Annotated in this window: 17 protein-coding genes and 1 pseudogene; 10 read left to right on the top strand and 8 right to left on the bottom strand. The window is 65.0% G+C overall.

Going from position 1 to position 18,648, the window contains the following annotated elements; translation table 11 throughout:
- Window positions 1-20: 20 nt before the first annotated feature.
- From CJ179_RS42695 to dnaA, 7 genes and pseudogenes are all read right to left on the bottom strand, one after another.
- The gene (locus tag CJ179_RS42695; RefSeq protein WP_095865462.1) at window positions 21-1,139 is read right to left on the bottom strand and encodes a PDR/VanB family oxidoreductase; all 1,119 of its coding nucleotides are present in this window, start codon (window positions 1,137-1,139) and stop codon (window positions 21-23) included.
- Complete coding sequence (locus tag CJ179_RS42690) at window positions 1,136-2,044, bottom strand: metal-dependent hydrolase (protein ID WP_095865461.1); 909 nt, start codon at window positions 2,042-2,044, stop codon at window positions 1,136-1,138. The genes CJ179_RS42695 and CJ179_RS42690 overlap by 4 nt, the downstream gene beginning before the upstream one ends.
- A 125-nt stretch (window positions 2,045-2,169) precedes the next feature.
- Entirely contained in the window at window positions 2,170-2,733 is a 564-nt protein-coding gene (locus tag CJ179_RS42685; protein WP_072942747.1) for a DUF721 family protein, read from the bottom strand.
- A complete protein-coding gene (recF, locus tag CJ179_RS42680; protein WP_095865460.1) occupies window positions 2,723-3,955 on the bottom strand; it encodes a DNA replication/repair protein RecF in 1,233 nt (410 codons plus the stop codon). Before recF ends, CJ179_RS42685 begins: the two co-directional genes overlap by 11 nt.
- Window positions 3,956-4,888: pseudogene (gene gnd / locus CJ179_RS42675) on the bottom strand (phosphogluconate dehydrogenase (NAD(+)-dependent, decarboxylating)); the annotation flags it as partial.
- A 40-nt stretch (window positions 4,889-4,928) separates the two neighbouring features.
- Window positions 4,929-6,113, bottom strand: a complete 1,185-nt coding sequence (gene dnaN / locus CJ179_RS42670) for a DNA polymerase III subunit beta (RefSeq protein ID WP_072942744.1) — start codon at window positions 6,111-6,113, stop codon at window positions 4,929-4,931.
- A 660-nt stretch (window positions 6,114-6,773) separates the two neighbouring features.
- The gene (gene dnaA / locus CJ179_RS42665) at window positions 6,774-8,360 is read right to left on the bottom strand and encodes a chromosomal replication initiator protein DnaA (protein ID WP_072942742.1); all 1,587 of its coding nucleotides are present in this window, start codon (window positions 8,358-8,360) and stop codon (window positions 6,774-6,776) included.
- Window positions 8,361-9,099: 739 nt separating this feature from the next.
- On the opposite strand from dnaA, the gene rpmH reads away from it, so the two are divergent.
- The 10 genes from rpmH (at window position 9,100) to CJ179_RS42615 (ending at window position 17,302) form a co-directional block, all read left to right on the top strand.
- A complete protein-coding gene (gene rpmH, locus CJ179_RS42660; protein ID WP_005263481.1) occupies window positions 9,100-9,243 on the top strand; it encodes a 50S ribosomal protein L34 in 144 nt (47 codons plus the stop codon).
- A 27-nt stretch (window positions 9,244-9,270) separates the two neighbouring features.
- Window positions 9,271-9,648, top strand: coding sequence for a ribonuclease P protein component (gene rnpA, locus CJ179_RS42655; protein WP_072942740.1), 378 nt, complete (start codon window positions 9,271-9,273; stop codon window positions 9,646-9,648).
- Window positions 9,645-10,010, top strand: coding sequence for a membrane protein insertion efficiency factor YidD (gene yidD, locus CJ179_RS42650; RefSeq protein ID WP_095865459.1), 366 nt, complete (start codon window positions 9,645-9,647; stop codon window positions 10,008-10,010). Before rnpA ends, yidD begins: the two co-directional genes overlap by 4 nt.
- A 4-nt stretch (window positions 10,011-10,014) precedes the next feature.
- A complete protein-coding gene (gene yidC, locus CJ179_RS42645) occupies window positions 10,015-11,118 on the top strand; it encodes a membrane protein insertase YidC (protein ID WP_072942736.1) in 1,104 nt (367 codons plus the stop codon).
- 19 nt (window positions 11,119-11,137) lie between these two features.
- A complete protein-coding gene (locus CJ179_RS42640; protein WP_037234922.1) occupies window positions 11,138-11,692 on the top strand; it encodes a protein jag in 555 nt (184 codons plus the stop codon).
- Between the two features lie 771 nt (window positions 11,693-12,463).
- The gene (locus tag CJ179_RS42635; RefSeq protein ID WP_095865458.1) at window positions 12,464-12,865 is read left to right on the top strand and encodes an SgcJ/EcaC family oxidoreductase; all 402 of its coding nucleotides are present in this window, start codon (window positions 12,464-12,466) and stop codon (window positions 12,863-12,865) included.
- Window positions 12,866-13,591: 726 nt separating this feature from the next.
- The gene (gene rsmG / locus CJ179_RS42630) at window positions 13,592-14,275 is read left to right on the top strand and encodes a 16S rRNA (guanine(527)-N(7))-methyltransferase RsmG (RefSeq protein WP_012690670.1); all 684 of its coding nucleotides are present in this window, start codon (window positions 13,592-13,594) and stop codon (window positions 14,273-14,275) included.
- Between the two features lie 69 nt (window positions 14,276-14,344).
- The gene (locus tag CJ179_RS42625) at window positions 14,345-15,358 is read left to right on the top strand and encodes a ParA family protein (RefSeq protein WP_072942732.1); all 1,014 of its coding nucleotides are present in this window, start codon (window positions 14,345-14,347) and stop codon (window positions 15,356-15,358) included.
- Window positions 15,355-16,446 carry a ParB/RepB/Spo0J family partition protein gene (locus tag CJ179_RS42620; protein ID WP_072942730.1) on the top strand — a complete coding sequence of 364 codons (1,092 nt, stop codon included), beginning with the start codon at window positions 15,355-15,357 and terminating at the stop codon, window positions 16,444-16,446. The genes CJ179_RS42625 and CJ179_RS42620 overlap by 4 nt, the downstream gene beginning before the upstream one ends.
- Before the next feature lie 157 nt (window positions 16,447-16,603).
- Complete coding sequence (locus CJ179_RS42615; protein ID WP_072942728.1) at window positions 16,604-17,302, top strand: hypothetical protein; 699 nt, start codon at window positions 16,604-16,606, stop codon at window positions 17,300-17,302.
- 15 nt (window positions 17,303-17,317) lie between these two features.
- Here CJ179_RS42615 and CJ179_RS42610 read toward each other — a convergent pair whose 3' ends face one another.
- On the bottom strand, window positions 17,318-18,517 hold the full coding sequence (locus CJ179_RS42610) for an N-acetylmuramoyl-L-alanine amidase (RefSeq protein ID WP_072942726.1): 1,200 nt from the start codon (window positions 18,515-18,517) through the stop codon (window positions 17,318-17,320).
- Window positions 18,518-18,648: the final 131 nt, after the last annotated feature.

Below are 18,648 nucleotides of genomic sequence, written 5' to 3'. Positions count from 1 at the left end.
CGGGTTCGGGAATCGGTGGATTACAGGTCGAGGACGAGGCGGCCGCCGTCGGTGCGGGACACGCAGATCAGCATCTCGTTCTCCTGCTCGGCGTCGGTGAGCCGCGTCTCGCGGTGGTCCGGGGTGCCGGACAGCACCTTGACCCTGCAGGTGCCGCAGAATCCCTGCTGGCACGAATACCCCACTCCGGGCATCGTCTTCTTGATCACCGTGAGCGCGGATTCGTCGGCGGGCACGGTGAGCACCTCACCCGTGCTGACGAGCTGCACTTCGAATTCGGTGCCGCCCCGGACCGGCGGCGCACCGAATCGCTCGAAATGCAACGCGGTGGCGGGGCTTCCGGGAAAGGCGCGGCGCACCGACTCGAGCATCGGCGTCGGCCCGCAGCAGTAGACGGCGCCGCCGGGCGCGGCACGCTCGAGCAATTCCTCTGCGATTGGCAGTCCGAATTCGTCGTCGGGGCGGATGAAAATCCGTGACGGATCGAATGTTTCGATCTCGTCGAGGAACGGCATCGACTCCCGGGACCGGCCGGAATACACGAACTGCCAGTCCATCCCGAGATCGCGCGCGGCGCGCACCATCGCCAGGATCGGCGTGATGCCGATGCCGCCGGCGACGAAGAGCGCGCTCCCCTCGCCCACGAACGGAAATCCGTTGCGGGGTCCGCGAACCGTCACCGACGCCCCCGGCTCGAGGGCATGCATCTCGAGGGATCCGCCACCGCCGTCGGGGATCCGGCGGACGGCGATGCTGTAGCCCGTGCGGTCGGACGGATCCCCGCACAGCGAGTACTGGCGTCGCAGCCCGGACGGCAGGTGGAAGTCGAGATGCGAACCCGGCTGCCACGCAGGAAGTTCGGCGCCGTCCTCGGCCTCGAACCGCAACTGCACGACGTTGTCGTCCAGTGCCACGACGTCCCGTTGGGAGACAACCATTTTCATCGCCACATCGGGGTTGTGACCGGCGACGCCGGGGTCGTACTCGTACGCGGTGAGAACACGAAGGTACTTGGCGGCCACGGCCTCGGTGATCCGCATGGCGCGGTCGGGACGCGAGCGGCCCTTGATGTCCGGCGGCGCGTCGTACCGGGGCAGCCCCTGCCCGGTGAACACCTCCCGCACCTGGGACAGCTTCATCGCTCGGCCACCTGAGCCGCCGGCGAGGACGCCAGGTACTTCACGGCCTGCGCCGTCGAACCCTCGTTGCTCGGGTGGTACGACCGCGTGAAGTACGTCGACATCCGCTTGCCGAGTTCGCGGGCCGTCGGGAGGGTGCCGCGCTTGCCCGCCGCGAAGAAATCGGTCAGGTGCGGCTTACGCCGGTGCGCCGACCACTGGGCGAGCTCCGGATCGTTCCGCATGAGGAATCGGGTGCCGCGTACCCACAGCCATACGATGACCGGAGTCACGATCAGCTGGGTGCGGATCCGCCGCGACTCCCGCTTGTCGAAGTACCGCATGACGTCGTACGCCACCGACCGGTGCTCGACCTCCTCGGCGCCGTGCCAGCGCAGCAGGTCGAGCATCGTCGGGTGCATCCCCACCCGATCGAGGCCCTCGGCGCCCAGGACCCAGTCGCCGAGGAACGCGGTGATGTGCTCGATGGCGGCGATGACCGCCAGCCGCTCGATCAGGTAGTTCTTCTCGCGCAGACCGGTCAGCGGTCGCGGTCCGAGGATCTTGGAGAAGGTCCATTCCATCTGCTCGGTGAAGGGTGTCGGATCGAGCCCCTTCTCCTTCAGGTGCACCAGCACGCCGGTGTGCGCGTTGGCATGCATCGCTTCCTGGCCGATGAACCCGACGACGTCGTCGCGGAGCTGCTCGTCCTCGATCAGCGGCAGGGCCTCTTTGAACGTCTCGACGAACCACTCCTCGCCCGCGGGCAGGAGGAGGTGCAGGACATTGAGGACGTGCGTGCTGAACGGGTCGCCCGGGATCCAGTGCATCGGGAGGTTCGACCAGTCGAACTCCACGTTTCTGGCCTGCAACAGGATGTGGTCCGGTTCGGGGATCGCGTTCCGGGGCGCAGTCGGGGCGGACATCTCATTACTCCTTCGTGCCGGCGGCTGCGCCACGACGAAGGCTTGTGGCACAGTTCACTCGATGACTTGGAGTAACTGTAACACCGGGTAATAGACAAAACTAGGGACCGAACGCCCGCTCCGGCCTATCCGTAGGTGTCGCGGGGGCCGCGCCCCCGGATGTGCCGTTCCCCTTTTCGCCAGCTCGGCGCGGTCGGACCGGTGATCCGCAGCGACTTCACGACGCCGTCGCCGACGGCCGCGGCGATCTTCGCGAGAATCTGCGACTGCATCATCCGAAGCTGGGTCGCCCAGGCCGTCGACTCCGCGGAGACGCTGAGAATCCCGTCCCGCAGCCCGGTCGGCTCGGCGTGCGCGGCGATGTCCTCACCGACCACCTGCACCCATCGACCGAGGACCGTTCCCTCGGACACCTTGGGAGACCAGCCGCGTTGTTTCGCGAGCGCGCTGGTCAGCGCACCGAACGGCTGGGGATCACGGTCGTCGGGCCCCGGACCGGACCAGCCTCGCCTGCGCCGGGCGCGCAACGCCCGCACACCGGTCCCGGACCGGCGGCCCTGCCCGACGGATTTTCCGCTCGCCTTCGCCGCGGCCCGCGCCTCCTCGAGGGCACGCCGGGCGAGATCGATTCCCTTCACCTCCGGTTCGGGGGTCGCCGCGGGCACGGTGGGTTCGGCATCATCCGTCACGGCGGTCCTCCGTCTCTTCCAGGATGTGTGAGATTCTTCCTCGATCGGTGTCGCGGGCCTCGACGCCGTACCGGACTGCGTCGAGTTCTTCCGGTACATCTTCCGGCACGGCGGCCGTGATCAACACCTGTTCGGCGTCCAATGCGACCTTGGCGAGGGCGCGGCGACGCTTGCGGTCGAGTTCGGCGAACACGTCGTCGAGCATGAGGACCGGATCGCTGCCTTCCGACCGCAGCAGGGCGAATCCCGCGAGCCGCAGCGACAGCGCGAACGACCACGACTCGCCGTGACTCGCGAATCCCTTCGCCGGGGTGTCGCCGAGTTGCAGTTCCAGATCGTCACGATGCGGTCCGACGAGGCACACACCCCGCTCGATCTCCTTCGAGCGCATCACGGACAACTCCTGGAGAAACCGCTCCTCGAGGAACGCGATGTCGCCGGACTCGGGCGCTCGCGCCGGTTCGGTGAACTCCGGCGGCAGCGAGGACCCCAGACTCGAGCGGTAGCGGATGCTCGCGGGCCTCGACTCGGGTGCCAACGACTGGTACGACTCGGCCAGGTGCGGCGCGAGGTCGTGGACGAGATGCAGCCGCCCGGCGAGCAGCTGGGCGCCGTGCGCGGCGAGGTGTCCGTCCCAGACCTCCAGTGTGGCAAGGGCACTCGCACCGTCCTCGCCCGGCTGACCGCTGCCCCGCGAAGACCGCCGCAACGCGCCACCCGCGGTCTTGAGCAATGCCGACCGCTGGCGCAGCACCCGTTCGTAATCGGCGCGCACCGCCGCCATCCTGGGGATCCGGGACGTGAGGAGTTCGTCGAGGTACCGGCGTCGCTCCCCCGGATCTCCGCGGACCAGCGACAGATCCTCCGGCGCGAACAGCACCGTCTGCAGAATCCCGAGAATCTCCCGCGGCCGCCGGGTGGGCGACTGGTTGATCCGCGCGCGGTTCGACTTGCCCTCGTTCAACTCGAGATCGACGGTCAGTTCCCGGCCCGTGTTGACGACGGTGGCCCCCGCGAATGCCTGAGCGGTACCCGTCCTGATCAGCGGTGCGTCGGAGCTGACCCGATGCGACGAGAGCGTCGACAGGTAGCCGAGCGCCTCGAGCACATTCGTCTTGCCGTGCCCGTTGGGTCCGACGAAGACGGTGCAGCCCGGACGCAGGTTCAGACCGAGGGCGTCCCAGGAACGGAAATCTCTGAGCGAGAGTGCGCGAACGAACACCTACGTTCCAGAACCGGCTTCTGCCTCGCCTGCCGCCTTCTTCACGGCGTGACCACCGAACTGGTTGCGCAGCGCGGAGACGGCCTTCATCGCGGGGGAATCGTCCTGACGGGACGCGAACCGCGCGAACAGCGCGGCCGAGATCACCGGCGCGGGCACGGCGTGGTCGATCGCCTCCAGCACGGTCCAGCGGCCCTCACCGGAATCGTCTGTGTAACCGGAGATCTCGGCGAAATCGGGATCCTCACCCAGTGCCTTGACGAGCAGTTCCAGCAGCCACGACCGGACGACGGTGCCGTTGGTCCACGCGCGCAGTACACCGTGGACGTCGGTGACGAGGTCTTCGGCCTCGAGCAGTTCGTAGCCCTCGGCGTACGCCTGCATCAGTCCGTACTCGATGCCGTTGTGGATCATCTTCGCGTAGTGGCCGGCGCCGATCGGGCCTGCGTGAACGAACCCGTCCGCACGCTCACCCTCCGGGCGCAGTGCGTCGAAGATCGGCAGCGCCCGCTCGACGTCCGCGGCCGACCCGCCGACCATCAGCCCGTAGCCGTTCTCGAGTCCCCAGACCCCGCCGGACACACCGCAGTCGAGGTAACCGATGCCGTGGGATCCGAGCAGCTCACCGTGAATCTTGTCGTCGGTGTATCTCGAGTTGCCGCCGTCGATCACCAGGTCGCCACTCTCGAGCACCGACGCCAGCCCGGTCACCGTGTCCTGGGTGATCTTTCCTGCCGGAACCATCACCCACACGACGCGCGGAGACTCAAGTCGCTGGGCGAGTTCCGCCAGTGACGCCACATCCGTGACCTCGGGGCGGGGGTCGTAGCCGACCACCTCGTGCCCGTGCGCGCGCAACCGCTCGCGCATGTTGAATCCCATTTTTCCGAGCCCGACCAACCCGATCTGCATCGTGATCTCCGTCCACTCGTGAGATTTCTTACGGCAGTACTGGTTTCGCTTCCGCGAATCGTCAGCCCGGCAGACGCACCGGCATCAGCAGGTACGTGTACGCGCTCTCCGGTGCCGCGAAATTGCCGGAATCGTCGGGCTCGATCTCTTCCTCGGTGGCCGGACGCAGCACCGCGGGGCGGCTGGGGGTCGTGAAGCCGAACAGCACCTGCTCACTGTGCAGCGAGGACAACCCGTCGATCAGGTAGCCGGGGTTGAAGGCAATGGTGAGCGGCTCGCCCTGGAACACCGCGTTCAAGCCTTCCTCGGCCCGACCGGCGTCGTCGCCGCCGGCGGAGAGCAGCAGCCCCTCGGTGGAGAACTGCAGGCGGACCTGCGCACCACGCTCGGCGACGAGCGCCACACGCTTGATGGCCTCGACGAGCGGAGCGATCTCCACGGTGGCCAGTGCAGTGTGCTCGGACGGCAGCAGCTGCCGGAACTTCGGGAACTCGGCGTCCAGCAGTCGGGTGGTGGTGCGACGGCCTTCGTTGACGATGCCGAGGAGGCCGTCGTTTCCGACCGCGGAGCCCGAGCCGAGAGCCAGCTCGACCGGTGAAGTGGCATCTCCCGCAAGCGTTTTCGCCGACTCGGAGAGGGTCTTGGCCGGGATGAGGACGGCCGCGGCGGTGTCGGGGTTCGCCGGCGACCACTCGAGTTCACGAACCGCGAGACGGAACCGGTCGGTGGCCGCGAGCACGATCGCGTTGCGTTCGATCTCGACCCGGATGCCGGTGAGCATCGGCAGGGTGTCGTCCTTGCCCGCCGCGACAGCCACCTGACTGATCGCCTCGGAGAACAGGTCCGCGGGAATCGAGCCGGTCTGCTGCGGCAACTGCGGAAGCTGGGGATAGTCCTCGACCGGCATGGTGGGCAGGGAGAACTTGGCGCTACCGCAGGTGATCAGCACACGAGTGCCCTCGAGCGTCACGTCGACGGGCTTGTTGGGAAGCGACTTCGTGATGTCGGCGAGAAGCTTGCCCGAGACCAGGACCTGACCGGCGCTACCGACCTCGGCCCCGACCCTGACCTGGGCCGACACCTCGTAGTCGAATCCGGAAACCGTCAACCCTTGCTCGGTCGCGTCCAGGAGAACTCCGCCGAGGACGGGCACGGGAGGCCGCGACGGCAGACTGCGAGCGACCCATGCCACTGAATCAGCGAATTCTTCCCGGGAGACACGAAACTTCAGGCTTCCAAGCTCCATCGCCGGGTTGTTCCTCTCGGTAGGCACGGTTGTTCGCCACGGTCGAGCCGTGACCACAGCACTGCAGTCTTTCACAGAGCGGCGATGCATAACCGTATGCCCTCGAGGACGAACTTGAAAGCGGAACGCCTCCGTCCTCGAGTCTCCGACGGAGGCCTGTGAACGGACGCGATCCCCAACCCTGTTTTCAAAGAGTTTTTTATAAGAATTAATGAGAAGTACTATTAGGTCCTGTGGAATCTGTGGACGAACAGCTGTAGACGCTGGTCCCTCCGCGTACTCGTATGGGGAATTCTCGAGGACAAACTCGAGGACCGATCCGGCACCCGTGTGGACTACTCGAGGTTGTTCAAAGTTCTGCACGTTCTGTCCACAGAGATTCCACCTCATCCCCACATTTATCCACAGGTGTGCATGCTTTATCCCAGGTCCCGGCGTCGGCGTGTTGCCCCGGTGTGTCGCGCCGGCGGGGGTTTGCGCAAGCCTCGAGTAGACCCTCGAGCGGTACCTCGAGGACCCGCTCGAGCCCACCCTCGAGGACCCGCTCGAGGAGCCCCTCGAGTTGCTTGCGGCGGCGGAGTCGGATCATCACGCCCGCAAAACGACCTGTGCCCCCGGTAGGCGAGCTACCAGGGGCACAGGAGAGGCAGAGGCGGGTGACTACCTCTTGGAACGCTGCTTGATCCGGGCGGTGAGCTCCTGGACCTGGTCGTAGACCTTCCGCCGCTCCGTCATCTCCTTGCGAATCTTCTTGTCCGCGTACATGACGGTGGTGTGGTCGCGGCCGAACGTCTGCCCGATCTTCGGAAGGGACAGATCGGTCAGCTCCCGGCACAGGTACATGGAGATCTGGCGGGCGGACGCCAGCGGACGCGCCTTGCCGGGCCCGCACAGGTCGTCGATCGACATGTTGAAGTACTCCGCGGTGACCGCCATGATCGTCGCCGCATTGATCTCGAGACTCGACGAGTCCGGCATCAGGTCACGCAGCACCACCTCGGCGAGCGTGAGGTCCAGAGGTTGCCTGTTCAGGGACGCGAACGCCGTCACCCGGATGAGGGCACCCTCGAGTTCCCGGATGTTGCGTTCGATCCGGGAGGCGATCAACTCGAGGACGTCGTCGGGCACCTCGAGCCGGTCCATTCGGGCCTTCTTGCTGAGGATGGCGATACGGGTTTCGAGTTCGGGGGGCTGAACGTCGGTGATCAGGCCCCATTCGAAGCGGGTGCGCAGGCGTTCCTCGAGTGTCGCCAGCTGCTTCGGCGGCCGGTCGGAGGAGACGACGATCTGCTTGTTCGCGTTGTGCAGGGTGTTGAAGGTGTGGAAGAACTCCTCCTGGATACCTTCCTTGCCCTCGATGAACTGGATGTCGTCCACCAGCAGCACGTCGGTCTCGCGGTAGCGGCGTTTGAACGCCACCTTGCGGTCGTCGCGGAGGCTGTTGATGAAGTCGTTGGTGAATTCCTCGGTGGAGACGTATTTGACGCGCATCCCCGGGAACAGCCGCTGGGCGTAGTGGCCGGCGGCGTGCAACAGGTGCGTCTTGCCGAGGCCGGACGCTCCCCAGATGAACAACGGGTTGTACGCGCGCGCCGGTGCCTCGGCGATGGCGACCGCCGCGGCGTGGGCGAACCGGTTGGACGAGCCGATCACGAACGTGTCGAACGTGTACTTCGCGTTGAGGCTGTTCCCACCCGTCGCCGCAGGTGCCGGGCCCGCGGGCGGCTTCGTGAAATACGACGGCCAGGATTCGTGGACGCTGGCGAGGGCCTCGGTGTCGTCGTCCACCTCCTCGAAGTCCGTGGTGTCCGAGTAGGGCTGGTCTTCCCCGGAGCCGAAGCGGCGCCTGCGGAAGGTGCCGGAACTGGTGACGGAAGGCTCGAGATGGCGAGGGGTGTGGACCGGTTCCGGGTCCGGCCTGCGCTCCCGGCTCGGGGCCTCGGATTCGGGTTCGTCGTCGACTGGGGCGGCGATGCGCACACCGAGACCCTCGACCTGCTCACCGAGATGCCGGCCGAGCGCGTGCAGGATCGGCTCACGCAGATCCCGTTCGATCGCTTCCTGCGCGAAGGGCGACGGAACGGACAGGAGCGCGAAGCCCTGTGCGAGTGTCAGCGGTTTGACGAGCGCCAACCACGCCTTCTGTCCCCTCGTCAACGGCGGCAGATCGCCGCCGGGCGAATCGGATGTGAGGTCGGCGACGACGTCGATCCAGATCCGTGCGAGCGCATTCGGATCGTCGTTCACGTGGTTCCTCCCCAGTGTGTTCGCGGACTCGGCGGGTGCGGTGCCGAGTCCAGTGTCGGTGCCGTCGTCGAGGCGGAAATGGGAGCTTCCCCGACCTGAGGATGGACCCCGTACGGACCTACGAATATGCCATCTGAACTGTGTTTCCACACAATTATCCACAGATGTGGACAAACCGCAGACGCCTGCTGTCGCGGCGTCGTGTGACGGTGAGGAGTCCAGATTGAGCGCGCTGACCTGCGCATATGCATGCGAAACCTGGATGAGCGGGTGTGGGGACCCGAGAAGTGAAGGGTGTCAGGAACCCTCGTGATGATCCGAAGCGGGACACCATCTGTGCCCTGTGGATGAATTGTGGTGAATGTGCAGATGAGAACGCTGAAGTCGAGAGCTGGGCACTCGATCAGGGTTCATCGGCGAGACCATGCATAGACGCTAGCAACAGTGTCGGCAACCTCACAGCGGTTTGGCACATTGGAAGTTGGGGTGCAAGCATTTGTCGATCCTCGGCGTGTCGGTCAGCCGATTCGCGGGGGAATCGCAGGTGAGCGAGTTTGACCTGACCGGGAGTGGTAAGTACTCTCGAACAGTCACCCTGTGGTGAGGTGGCGGTTTCGTGCTGGCTCGAGTCCAGTTTCGAAGTCGTTTCATCCCCACCCTGTGGATGAACACCTGAGTTTTCGCCAATGTTAGATCCATGACGCCGGGAGGCGTCGATGAACTTCGAGGAGTGTTGACCGTGGCCAAGGGCAAGCGGACGTTCCAGCCGAACAACCGACGCCGCGCGCGCGTTCACGGCTTCCGTCTTCGTATGCGGACCCGTGCGGGTCGTGCAATCGTTTCGGCGCGTCGCCGTAAGGGCCGCGAATCCCTCACCGCCTGATCCCGACACTGGGTTCGGGAGCTCGGGGTGTTGCCTGAGCCGCACCGATTGCGTCGTCATTCAGATTTTTCGTTGACTGTGCGACGTGGTCGTCGGATGGGAAGACGCGACCTGGTTGTGCACGCTTTCGACCGTGTGCAGGCAGATGAGCTGGTGAGTAGCGGCGGTCCGCGATTCGGACTGGTTGTGAGTAAGGCTGTCGGGCCGGCGGTGATTCGACATCGAGTCGCACGCCGGCTTCGTCATATCTGCATCGACCTCGTGGACGTGGTTCCACGGGGAACCGATGTGGTGATTCGCGCTCTTCCGGGAGCTGCGACTGCAAGTAGCCGGGACCTGGAGAAGCAACTTCGTGCAGGTCTCCTTCGATTGGACCTTCTTGCGCCCGTGAGTAACTCCACATGAAAAGCGCACTCCACGAGTCGCGCACCGACACGGCCGAGGGCAGCTCCTCGGCCTCTTCCGCGTGGAAGTCGGTCCGTGCGTTACCGGCGCGCACCCTCATTTTCTTCATCGAGCTCTACCGGACGTATGTGTCGCCCCTGAGGTTGCCGACCTGCCGGTTCATGCCGACCTGTAGCGAGTACGCGGTGGAATCCCTGCGTACCCACGGGGCGATCAAAGGCCTTCTTTTGACGGTGGTTCGGTTGGCGAAGTGTGCCCCCTGGCACCCTGGAGGGTGGGACCCGGTCCCTGCCCGTCACGACCGTCATGCGGGTAGCCGTCGTTGCTGTCCGGCGAACGTGGACGAACAGAGGAGTACATAGAGCCGTGCTCGACTTCATTTACTATCCGGTGTCCGGGATCCTGTGGGTCTGGCACAAGGTTTTCGGTGCCATTCCCTTCCTGGGTCCGGACAGCGGCATCACGTGGGCGCTCTCCGTGGTGTTCCTCGTGTTCACGCTGCGTGCCGTGCTGTACAAGCCGTTCGTCAAGCAGGTCCGCACGACGCGCCAGATGCAGGAACTTCAGCCGCAGATCAAGGCTCTGCAGAAGAAGTATTCGGGTGACCGCCAGCGTCAGGCCACCGAGATGCAGAAGCTCCAGAAGGAGCACGGGTTCAACCCGATCATGGGCTGCCTCCCGGTTCTCGCGCAGGCGCCGGTCTTCATCGGCCTGTTTCACGTGCTTCGCTCGTTCAACCGCACCGGCACCGGTATCGGTCAGCTCGGCATGTCGGTCGAGGCCAACGCGAACACACCGAACTACTTCTTCAGCGTCGAGGACGTGCAGTCCTTCCTGAGTGCCCGCCTGTTCGGTGCCCCCATCTCGGCCTGGATCACCATGCCGAAGGCTCAGCTCGACGCGTTCGCCGCATACGGTCCCATCCCCACGGTGCTGAACATCGCCGTCGTCGCGGTTCCGCTGATGATCATCGCCAGCATCGCAACGCACTTCAACTCGCGTGCCTCCGTCGGGCGCCAGAGCCCCGAGGCGGCCGCGAACCCGCAGTCGGCGATCATGAACAAGCTCGCGCTGTGGGTCTTCCCGCTCGGTGTGCTCGTCGGTGGCCCGTTCCTCCCCATCGCGATCCTCCTGTACTGGGTGAGTAACAACATTTGGACGTACGGGCAGCAGCACATCGTCTTCCGCAAAATCGACGAGGAAGAGGAAGAGAAGAAGCAGGCTGCCATCGCACGCCGGGCGGACAACGCTCCGAAGCCCGGCGCACGGCCCGATCTCACCAAGAAAAAGAAGAAGGCCGCGACCGCAACGGACGGTTCCGACGCCGACAACGAACCGGAGATCGTCGAGGGCATCGTCGAAGGCGACATCTCCGATCAGCCGAATGGTGACGGTTCGGCGTCGAAGCCGAAGCCCGGTGCCCGCCCCCAGTCCAACCGCGGAAAGTCCCCCAAGCGCAAGCGGCGCTGATTCAGAAAAGAGAACGAGCATGGCTAGTGAGCCTGACATCGCAGTGGACGGAGATGAGACAGACGTGACTGCACCGACGCAGAACCCGGACACCGAGGTGGATTCCGATTCTGACGACTACCTGATCGAGGAAGGGGAAATCGCCGGCGACTACCTGGAGCAGCTGCTCGACGTACTCGACTTCGACGGCGACATCGACCTGGACGTCGAGGGCGACCGCGCTGTTGTCAGCATCGACGGTGGAGACGATCTCACCAAGTTGGTCGGGCGCAAGGGTGAGGTGCTGGACGCACTTCAGGAACTGACTCGCCTCGCCGTGCAGCAGGCGACGGGCGAACGCAGTCGACTTATGCTGGACATCGCCGGATGGCGTGCCGGCCGTCGCGCCGAACTCACCGAGCTGGGTTCCTCGGCGGCACGTCGCGTACTCGAGAGCGGTGAACGCGAGGAGCTCGCTCCGATGACGCCGTTCGAGCGCAAGATCGTTCACGACGCAGTCGCGAAGGTCGACGGCGTCTCGAGTGAGAGCGAAGGCGCCGAGCCGTCACGTCGCGTGGTCGTCATCAAGGACTGATCCACCCACGCACCAAGGCGGGGCTCCCGGATTCACTTCCGGGAGCCCCGCCTTTTTGGTCCCACCCCGTCACTTTGGGTGCGTTTCGTTTCACGTGAAACACAGACCCCTCCCCTCCCCTCCCCCACCGAGGGGTCCGTGCCCGGCCTCCATCGCGCAGCAGAATTCAGACGCGGCGGAACCCGAGAACTGAACGCAGTGTGGCAGTGAAGAACGCCGACAGTGCAGCGGGCGCAGTGGGCGGCACACGACGAGGTATCGGATCTCGAGTAAGTTCCGGTGCCTGCTGATCCCGACTCGAGTCGGCCAGGAGGGGCGCCGGGATGTTGTCCGTGGAAGGTCGGGCAGAGGCTGCGCACCGGCGGATCGAAGTCACCGACGACTTTCCCGCGGGGGCGCCCCCAACCACAACCGCCAACCGAGAAGGGCAATCTTCAGTCGCCGAAGAGGGGGTCGGTATTCGGGTTCCGGTAGTGGGATAGGTCGACCAGGCGCGACACCTCAATGCAACCGTCGTGAACAACAGTCGGCGTCACTCTGACAGGCACGGATCGCGAGCCCGATCGCCAGGTGGATCTTGCCGGTGCCCCCGAAGTCGAGCGGCCCCGGTAAGTGCTCGAGTCCCGCTCGAGACGATGGGCGCCGACGATGGGAACTCCTCGAAATGAATTGCGGTCCCGGACGTCGCACCGGCGATGAGTTTCGACGAGTTCCGAAGTCCACACCTTCCAAGGGGCCGAACCGGGGCCCGTCGACTGGATGGAGTGACAGATGAGCGAGGACGAACAACAGATCCGGAATCTGATCGAAAGTTGGGCCGAGGCTGTGCACGGTGGTGATATGGCTGGGGTTCTCAGGGACCACACCGACGACATCGTGATGTTCGACGTGCCACCACCCTACGAGGGCGCTCGCGGAATCGATGAGTATCGCGAGACATGGCCGTCATTCTTCGAATGGCAGTCGAGAGGTGCCAGGTTCGAGTTGGTGTCATTGGATGTGACTGCGGGCGAGGATGTCGCATTCGCCCGCGCGCTCCTCCGGTGCGGAACGGAAGCGGAGCTCGCCGACAATCCGGAGAACCGTCTTCGGCTCAGCGTCGGGTTGCGGAAGGAAGACGGTCGTTGGCTCGTCGCTCACGAGCATCATTCCTTTCCGGACACCAGTGTCTGACGGGCGATCGATGTGGGTCGGCGACAGTCATTCTTTGGGGCCTTTTCGGGCGAATTTAGGTTGTAGTTTCACCCACCCAACCACACCCGGGAGTTTCGTCACTGTGATGATTACGAAATCGGAATCGTAGGTGTGAAAGCGAAATTTCGATAGAAGGGCGCGCCCGGCTCGAGTAACGTTCGCGAGACGGTTGGCACCGATCCCCACAGAGTGTGTTCCACGTGAAACACCACCCCGATGTTCCCCGTGAAACTGCTCGCGACTCGACCGGCGCGGTGAACTCTGCTCGTCGAGGTGACACGGGTCCGGCCGGGTAGGAACGAGAATCAGTGCCATCGAGGGCGCGGCGACGTGACCTTGCCGCGACACCGCGCTCGCCGCTGCGGTTCCACGTGAAACATCCCGCGGGCGACCCCGATGCGGTGTGGCGCCATCAACGGCCGAAGGCAGCGCGCCGTTGGGAGGATGCGCACCGAGCGTCATGGTTCCCGCGGCCAGACTCATCCGTCCCGTATCGAGACGTCACGTCGTGACGAGACAACCGTTCCCGCCCGCGGCGCGATACGTCGCGTCGCCGTTGGAATGCCCAACCCCTCCCCTCCCCCACCGGAAGGGGTGCGGCTCGACACTGTCCGGCGTTGCGCGTTCGAGTTGAGGGACATACTCGTGGGCGAGGGCGGATAATGGAGAGGCTGTGTTTGTTGATTTCGCGTTATTCGCGGGAGGATGTTTCACGTGGAACCGAATGCTGGAGAGCCGGCCGAATGGGACGAACAAGCGGCGGCACGCCAGGTGTTCGGTGAACGATTCGATATTGCGGAGCGCTATTACAAATCGTTGGCGACCGACGGTGTCGAGCGGGGGTTGATCGGACCGCGAGAGGTTCCGCGACTCTGGGAACGTCACCTCCTCAACTGTGCCGTCGTCGGTGAGCTGATCGCTGAGGGCGAGTCGGTCGTCGACGTGGGAAGCGGTGCCGGTTTGCCCGGTATCCCCCTCGCGATCGCCCGGCCCGATCTCCGGATCACGTTGGTCGAGCCGTTGCTGCGACGGTCGGTGTACCTCGCGGAGTTCGTGGAGTCGAACGGTCTGGACGTGCTCGTCGTCCGGGGTCGCGCCGAGGAGTCCGGGGTGGTGAAGGAAGCCGGTGGCGCGGATGTCGTCACTTCCCGCGCGGTGGCCCCGTTGGAGAAGTTGGCCAAGTGGTCGCTGCCGCTGATTCATGAGCATGGGAGAATGCTCGCATTGAAAGGTTCGAGCGCCGCCGAAGAGATTTCCCGTGATCGCGCTTCCTTGACTCGTTTGGGTGCTGGCAAGCTGGATATCGTGGAATGCGGAGTGGGCCTGCTTCCTGTCCCCACCGTTGTCGTTCGGGCAGAACGTTTACCGAAACGCCGTCAGCGTCGATGACGATGAGCACACTGGACCAGGGAGTGAGTATGTCGAGTAACGAGCGATTCCCAATCGAAGGAGTAGTCAATGTCGGGTGGGCCTGAATCCGCCGTTTCACGTGAAACCGTTTCACGTGAAACCGACCATCAATCCGACCAGGCGACTAGCTCCGGGAACGGAGACGACGGATTCACTGCCCCTTACAACGGAATCTCCGTCGAGGAGACTCCGATCGGTGCCGCCGCGCACCGGGCGAGCCAGGTGCTGCACCCGCACTCGGTGGGCCTGCCGAAACCACCCGAACGGCGGATCCTCACCATCGCCAACCAGAAGGGCGGCGTCGGCAAGACAACGAGTGCCGTCAACCTCGCATCCGCTCTCGCGGTTCAGGGGCTGACTGTTCTGGTGATCGACCTCGACCCGCAGGGCAACGCCAGCACCGCGTTGGGGGTGGCCCACCACTCCGGTGTGCCGTCCAGTTACGAGCTTCTCCTCGGTGAGGTGACGGCCGCGGAGGCGATCCAGAAGAGTCCGCACAACGACCGGCTGTTCTGCATTCCGGCCACGATCGACCTCGCCGGCGCCGAGATCGAACTGGTCTCCATGGTCGCCCGCGAGGGACGGCTGAAGGGTGCGCTGTCCGAGAAGGCGCTCGGCGAGGTGGATGCCGATTTCATCCTGATCGACTGCCCGCCGTCGCTCGGACTACTCACGGTGAACGCGATGGTCGCCGCCAAGGAGGTACTGATCCCGATCCAGTGCGAGTACTACGCACTCGAGGGTGTGGGACAGCTGCTGCGGAATATCGAACTGGTGCAGGCGCATCTCAACCCCGACCTGCACGTGTCGACGGTTCTCCTCACGATGTACGACGGCCGCACCAAGTTGGCGGACCAGGTGGCCGAGGAGGTTCGTACCCACTTCGGGGACGCCGTCCTCCGCGCTGTCATTCCGCGCAGCGTCAAGGTGTCCGAAGCTCCCGGGTACGGGATGACTGTGCTCGACTATGACCCCGGTTCACGGGGGGCCATGAGTTACCTCGATGCGGGACGTGAACTCGCAGCACGCACCGCGCACATCACGAAGCAGGAGCAGCGATGAGTCAGACGCGTAAGGGTGGACTTGGCCGTGGACTGGCTGCGCTCATTCCTACCGGGCCGACCACGACCGGACCGGGGTTGGGCAACGCCGCCGCCGACGTCGTGATCGGGACGGACCGGCGCAACGTGCTGACCGCGCCCGCACCGAACTCGTCGGACTCTGCGACCGACGAGAAATCTGCTCCCGCGTCCACGGGAAACAACGGAAGGCGCAAGGGAGCTAGCAAGGGCGCCGACGGCGCATCCGGCAACGGTGCCCAACCCCTCCCCTCCCCCACCGGTGCGGTGTACCGGGAAATCGCTCCCGACCTGATCGAGCGGAACCCGAAGCAGCCGCGTCAGGTGTTCGATGACGACGCTCTCGCGGAACTCGTTCATTCGATCCGCGAGTTCGGTCTGATGCAGCCGATCGTGGTGCGCCCGCTCGAGGACGGCAAGTTCCAACTCGTCATGGGCGAGCGTCGGTGGCGTGCCAGCCAGGAAGCCGAGCTGGAGACGATCCCGGCCATCGTCCGTGAGACCGGCGACGACGCCATGCTCCGCGACGCGCTGCTGGAGAACATCCACCGCGTCCAGCTGAACCCTCTCGAAGAGGCTGCGGCGTACCAGCAGTTGCTCGAAGAGTTCGAGGTGACCCACGAGGAACTGGCGGCGAAGATCGGCCGCTCCCGTCCCGTCGTGACGAACATGATCCGACTGCTGAAGTTGCCGATTCCCGTGCAACGACGCGTCGCGGCGGGTGTGCTGTCCGCCGGTCACGCTCGGGCCCTCCTGTCCCTGGAGGCGGGTGCCGATGCGCAGGAAGTGATGGCGGCCCGCATCGTCGCGGAGGGCATGTCGGTTCGCGCGACGGAAGAGGCGGTGACGCTCGCCAACCGCAGCGACGACCAGGCGCAGCCCGTCCAGCGACGCAAGCCGATCCAGATGCCGGGCCTGCAGGACGTCGCCGAACGGTTGTCCGATTCGTTCGACACGAGGGTCACGGTCAGCCTCGGTAAGCGCAAGGGCAAGATTGTGGTCGAGTTCGGTTCGGTGGACGATCTTCAGAGGATCGTTGGGATGATGGAGGCACAGAAGGCCGATTCGTGAGCGCCTGAGAGAGGTAGAAGGACCCGCGGATGATCCGTCACTGTGACAGCGGCCGCCGGCGGACCGATTCCAGCAGAACTATCGGGGGCGAAACACATTGAATACCAGAGGATGTCGAATGATCTGCGGTAGTGACATTTGGAGGCTGAGCTAGCCAGTGTCGACTCACGTCACATCGCTCACTCTCGACGGCTTGGACAAACTCTCCGCCCATGCCCGTCGCTGTGTCTTCTGGGAGATGGATCCGGCGGCGATCCACAGTTCGCGCGGATTCTGCGACCAGGAATTCGAGAAGGAAGCCTGGCTGTCGATGGTCATGCTCGAATGGGGATCGTGCGGGCAGGTTGCCGTCATGGACGGGAAGCCGGTCGGCAGCGCCCTCTACGCTCCCCCGCGGACCGTGCCCCGCGCGCAGTTACTCCCGACCGCTCCGGTCGGCGCCGACGCCGTCCTCCTCACGAGTCTCCGGCTCGAGCCCGCCGGCGAAGAACAGAACCTGGGGACCACGTTGATCCAGGCCGTCGTGGCCGATCTGGTGCGCCGCGGTGTTCGTGCCCTCGAGGCGTTCGGGATCCGCAACACGGAGGGAACCGGGCCGATCGACACAATGGGACTGGCCTCGGCGACCGCGGCTCGCGAATGCTCCCCCGAGGAGTGCATGATTCCGGCGACCTTCCTCGAGGACAACGGTTTCGAGATCGTCGCGCCCCACCACCGGTTCCCGCGACTGCGGCTCGAACTGAACCGGGATCACGGATGGAAGGAAGACGTGGAGGCCGCGCTGGAGCGTCTCATCCACACCGCCTCGGTGAGCATGGTCGACATCGGAGAACGCACGCCCGTCGGAGCGCACTGAGCGCTCGGCGGGAGATCAGGAACGTTCGGAGGAAGACAGCTCTTCGGCGAGCAACTCCGCGAACGTGAACGTTCCGGTCGGCTGATCGTCCTGACCGAGCAGGTACAGGCGCTTCACGGAGATGAGGATCGCCTCGGCGATGGCGTCGCGCGCCCGCGGGTTGGAGAGCACCGCGGCGTCCAAGTCGTTGGTGAGGTACCCGAGGTCGATCTGCACGGTCGGCATGTTCGTCAGGCGCAGCAGATCCCAGGTGCGGCCGTGGGTGCGGCAGTCCTGCAGCGGCGTGCGTGCCACGATCTCCCGCTGGATGAATCCGGTGAGAACCTGACCGATCATCGACGTCGAACCGTGCGAGTTCCCGAAGTGGAAGCTGGCGACACCGTTCGCGGAGGGGCTGGTGTTTCCGTCGCAGCGCAGCGAGATCATCAGGTCGGCATCGAAGGCGTTCGACGTGGATGCGCGTTCGATGTCTGTGGGGTTCTCGTGGTGCGGGCGGGACAGGAACGTCTCCATCCCGGTGGCGGCCATGCGACCTTCGAGTCGGCTGGCGAGGTCCCACAGGATGTCGGACTCCGAGATCGTGCCGTACGGGGAACGGACGATGGTTCCGTAGGTGTTGCCGCCGAGGCCCGGATCGATGACGATCCGCTTGCCGCTCAGCTGCGGCCCGGAGCTGCGGACCATTTCCTCTTCGCTCATCGCGTGCGGGGACCCACCGGTGACGCGGGTGCCGAGCAACTCGAGCGACCGCAGGGTGGCGGGACCGCAGATGCCGTCGGCGGCGATGCCGATCTCCCGCTGGAACGAGGACAGGGAGTCGTGGGTCTGCGGGCCGAAGAAGCCGTCGACCCGTCCGACGTAGAAGCCGAGGTCCTGCAGGCGGGTCTGCAGGGTGGCGACGTCGTCGCCGTAGAGCGGTGCGGACAGCTGGTAGATCAGCGTGCGCGCGCCCAGGCGGTACGACGCCTCTTTCATGGACCGGTAGGTGGCCGGACCCACGATTCCGTCGACGAGGAGCCCACGCTGCTGCTGGAAGGCCCGTACGGCGCTGTCCAGGTGATGATCGAACACGGCGTCGGGGGCGATCCAGTGGGATCCGTTGGCGCTCTCACGCCGGGTGCCGGGGACACCGTTGTGCAGGAAACCGAGACCGGCCAGAGTGCCCCGAATCTCAGCGACGGCCGGACCATGGTCGCCGTGACGGAGTCGGTGCATGTTTCAGGGCCTCTCAGTCCGAATCAACGAGAAATACGAATCTCGGTACAAACAAAACGATCGATGTGCCCGGTCGGTCTAGCTGATGCGACTGGAGCACATCGATCGATTGTCTCAGAGATTCCCACAAA

This window comes from Rhodococcus sp. ACS1 (assembly GCF_002300155.1).
Lineage (GTDB): Bacteria > Actinomycetota > Actinomycetes > Mycobacteriales > Mycobacteriaceae > Rhodococcus_F > Rhodococcus_F koreensis.
This window is presented reverse-complemented; position numbering and strand designations above follow the sequence as displayed.

What these genes read in the sequence shown, in the direction of transcription:
- CJ179_RS42690 (WP_095865461.1), bottom strand. Translation starts at nt 2,044, where the DNA reads ATGTCCGCCCCGACTGCGCCCCGGAACGCGATCCCCGAACCGGACCAC.
- yidD (WP_095865459.1), top strand. Translation starts at nt 9,645, where the DNA reads ATGAAAAGCGCACTCCACGAGTCGCGCACCGACACGGCCGAGGGCAGC.
- CJ179_RS42695 (WP_095865462.1), bottom strand. Translation starts at nt 1,139, where the DNA reads ATGAAGCTGTCCCAGGTGCGGGAGGTGTTCACCGGGCAGGGGCTGCCC.
- rsmG (WP_012690670.1), top strand. Translation starts at nt 13,592, where the DNA reads ATGTTTCACGTGGAACCGAATGCTGGAGAGCCGGCCGAATGGGACGAA.
- CJ179_RS42625 (WP_072942732.1), top strand. Translation starts at nt 14,345, where the DNA reads ATGTCGGGTGGGCCTGAATCCGCCGTTTCACGTGAAACCGTTTCACGT.
- CJ179_RS42640 (WP_037234922.1), top strand. Translation starts at nt 11,138, where the DNA reads ATGGCTAGTGAGCCTGACATCGCAGTGGACGGAGATGAGACAGACGTG.
- CJ179_RS42610 (WP_072942726.1), bottom strand. Translation starts at nt 18,517, where the DNA reads ATGCACCGACTCCGTCACGGCGACCATGGTCCGGCCGTCGCTGAGATT.
- CJ179_RS42635 (WP_095865458.1), top strand. Translation starts at nt 12,464, where the DNA reads ATGAGCGAGGACGAACAACAGATCCGGAATCTGATCGAAAGTTGGGCC.
- dnaN (WP_072942744.1), bottom strand. Translation starts at nt 6,113, where the DNA reads ATGGAGCTTGGAAGCCTGAAGTTTCGTGTCTCCCGGGAAGAATTCGCT.
- CJ179_RS42620 (WP_072942730.1), top strand. Translation starts at nt 15,355, where the DNA reads ATGAGTCAGACGCGTAAGGGTGGACTTGGCCGTGGACTGGCTGCGCTC.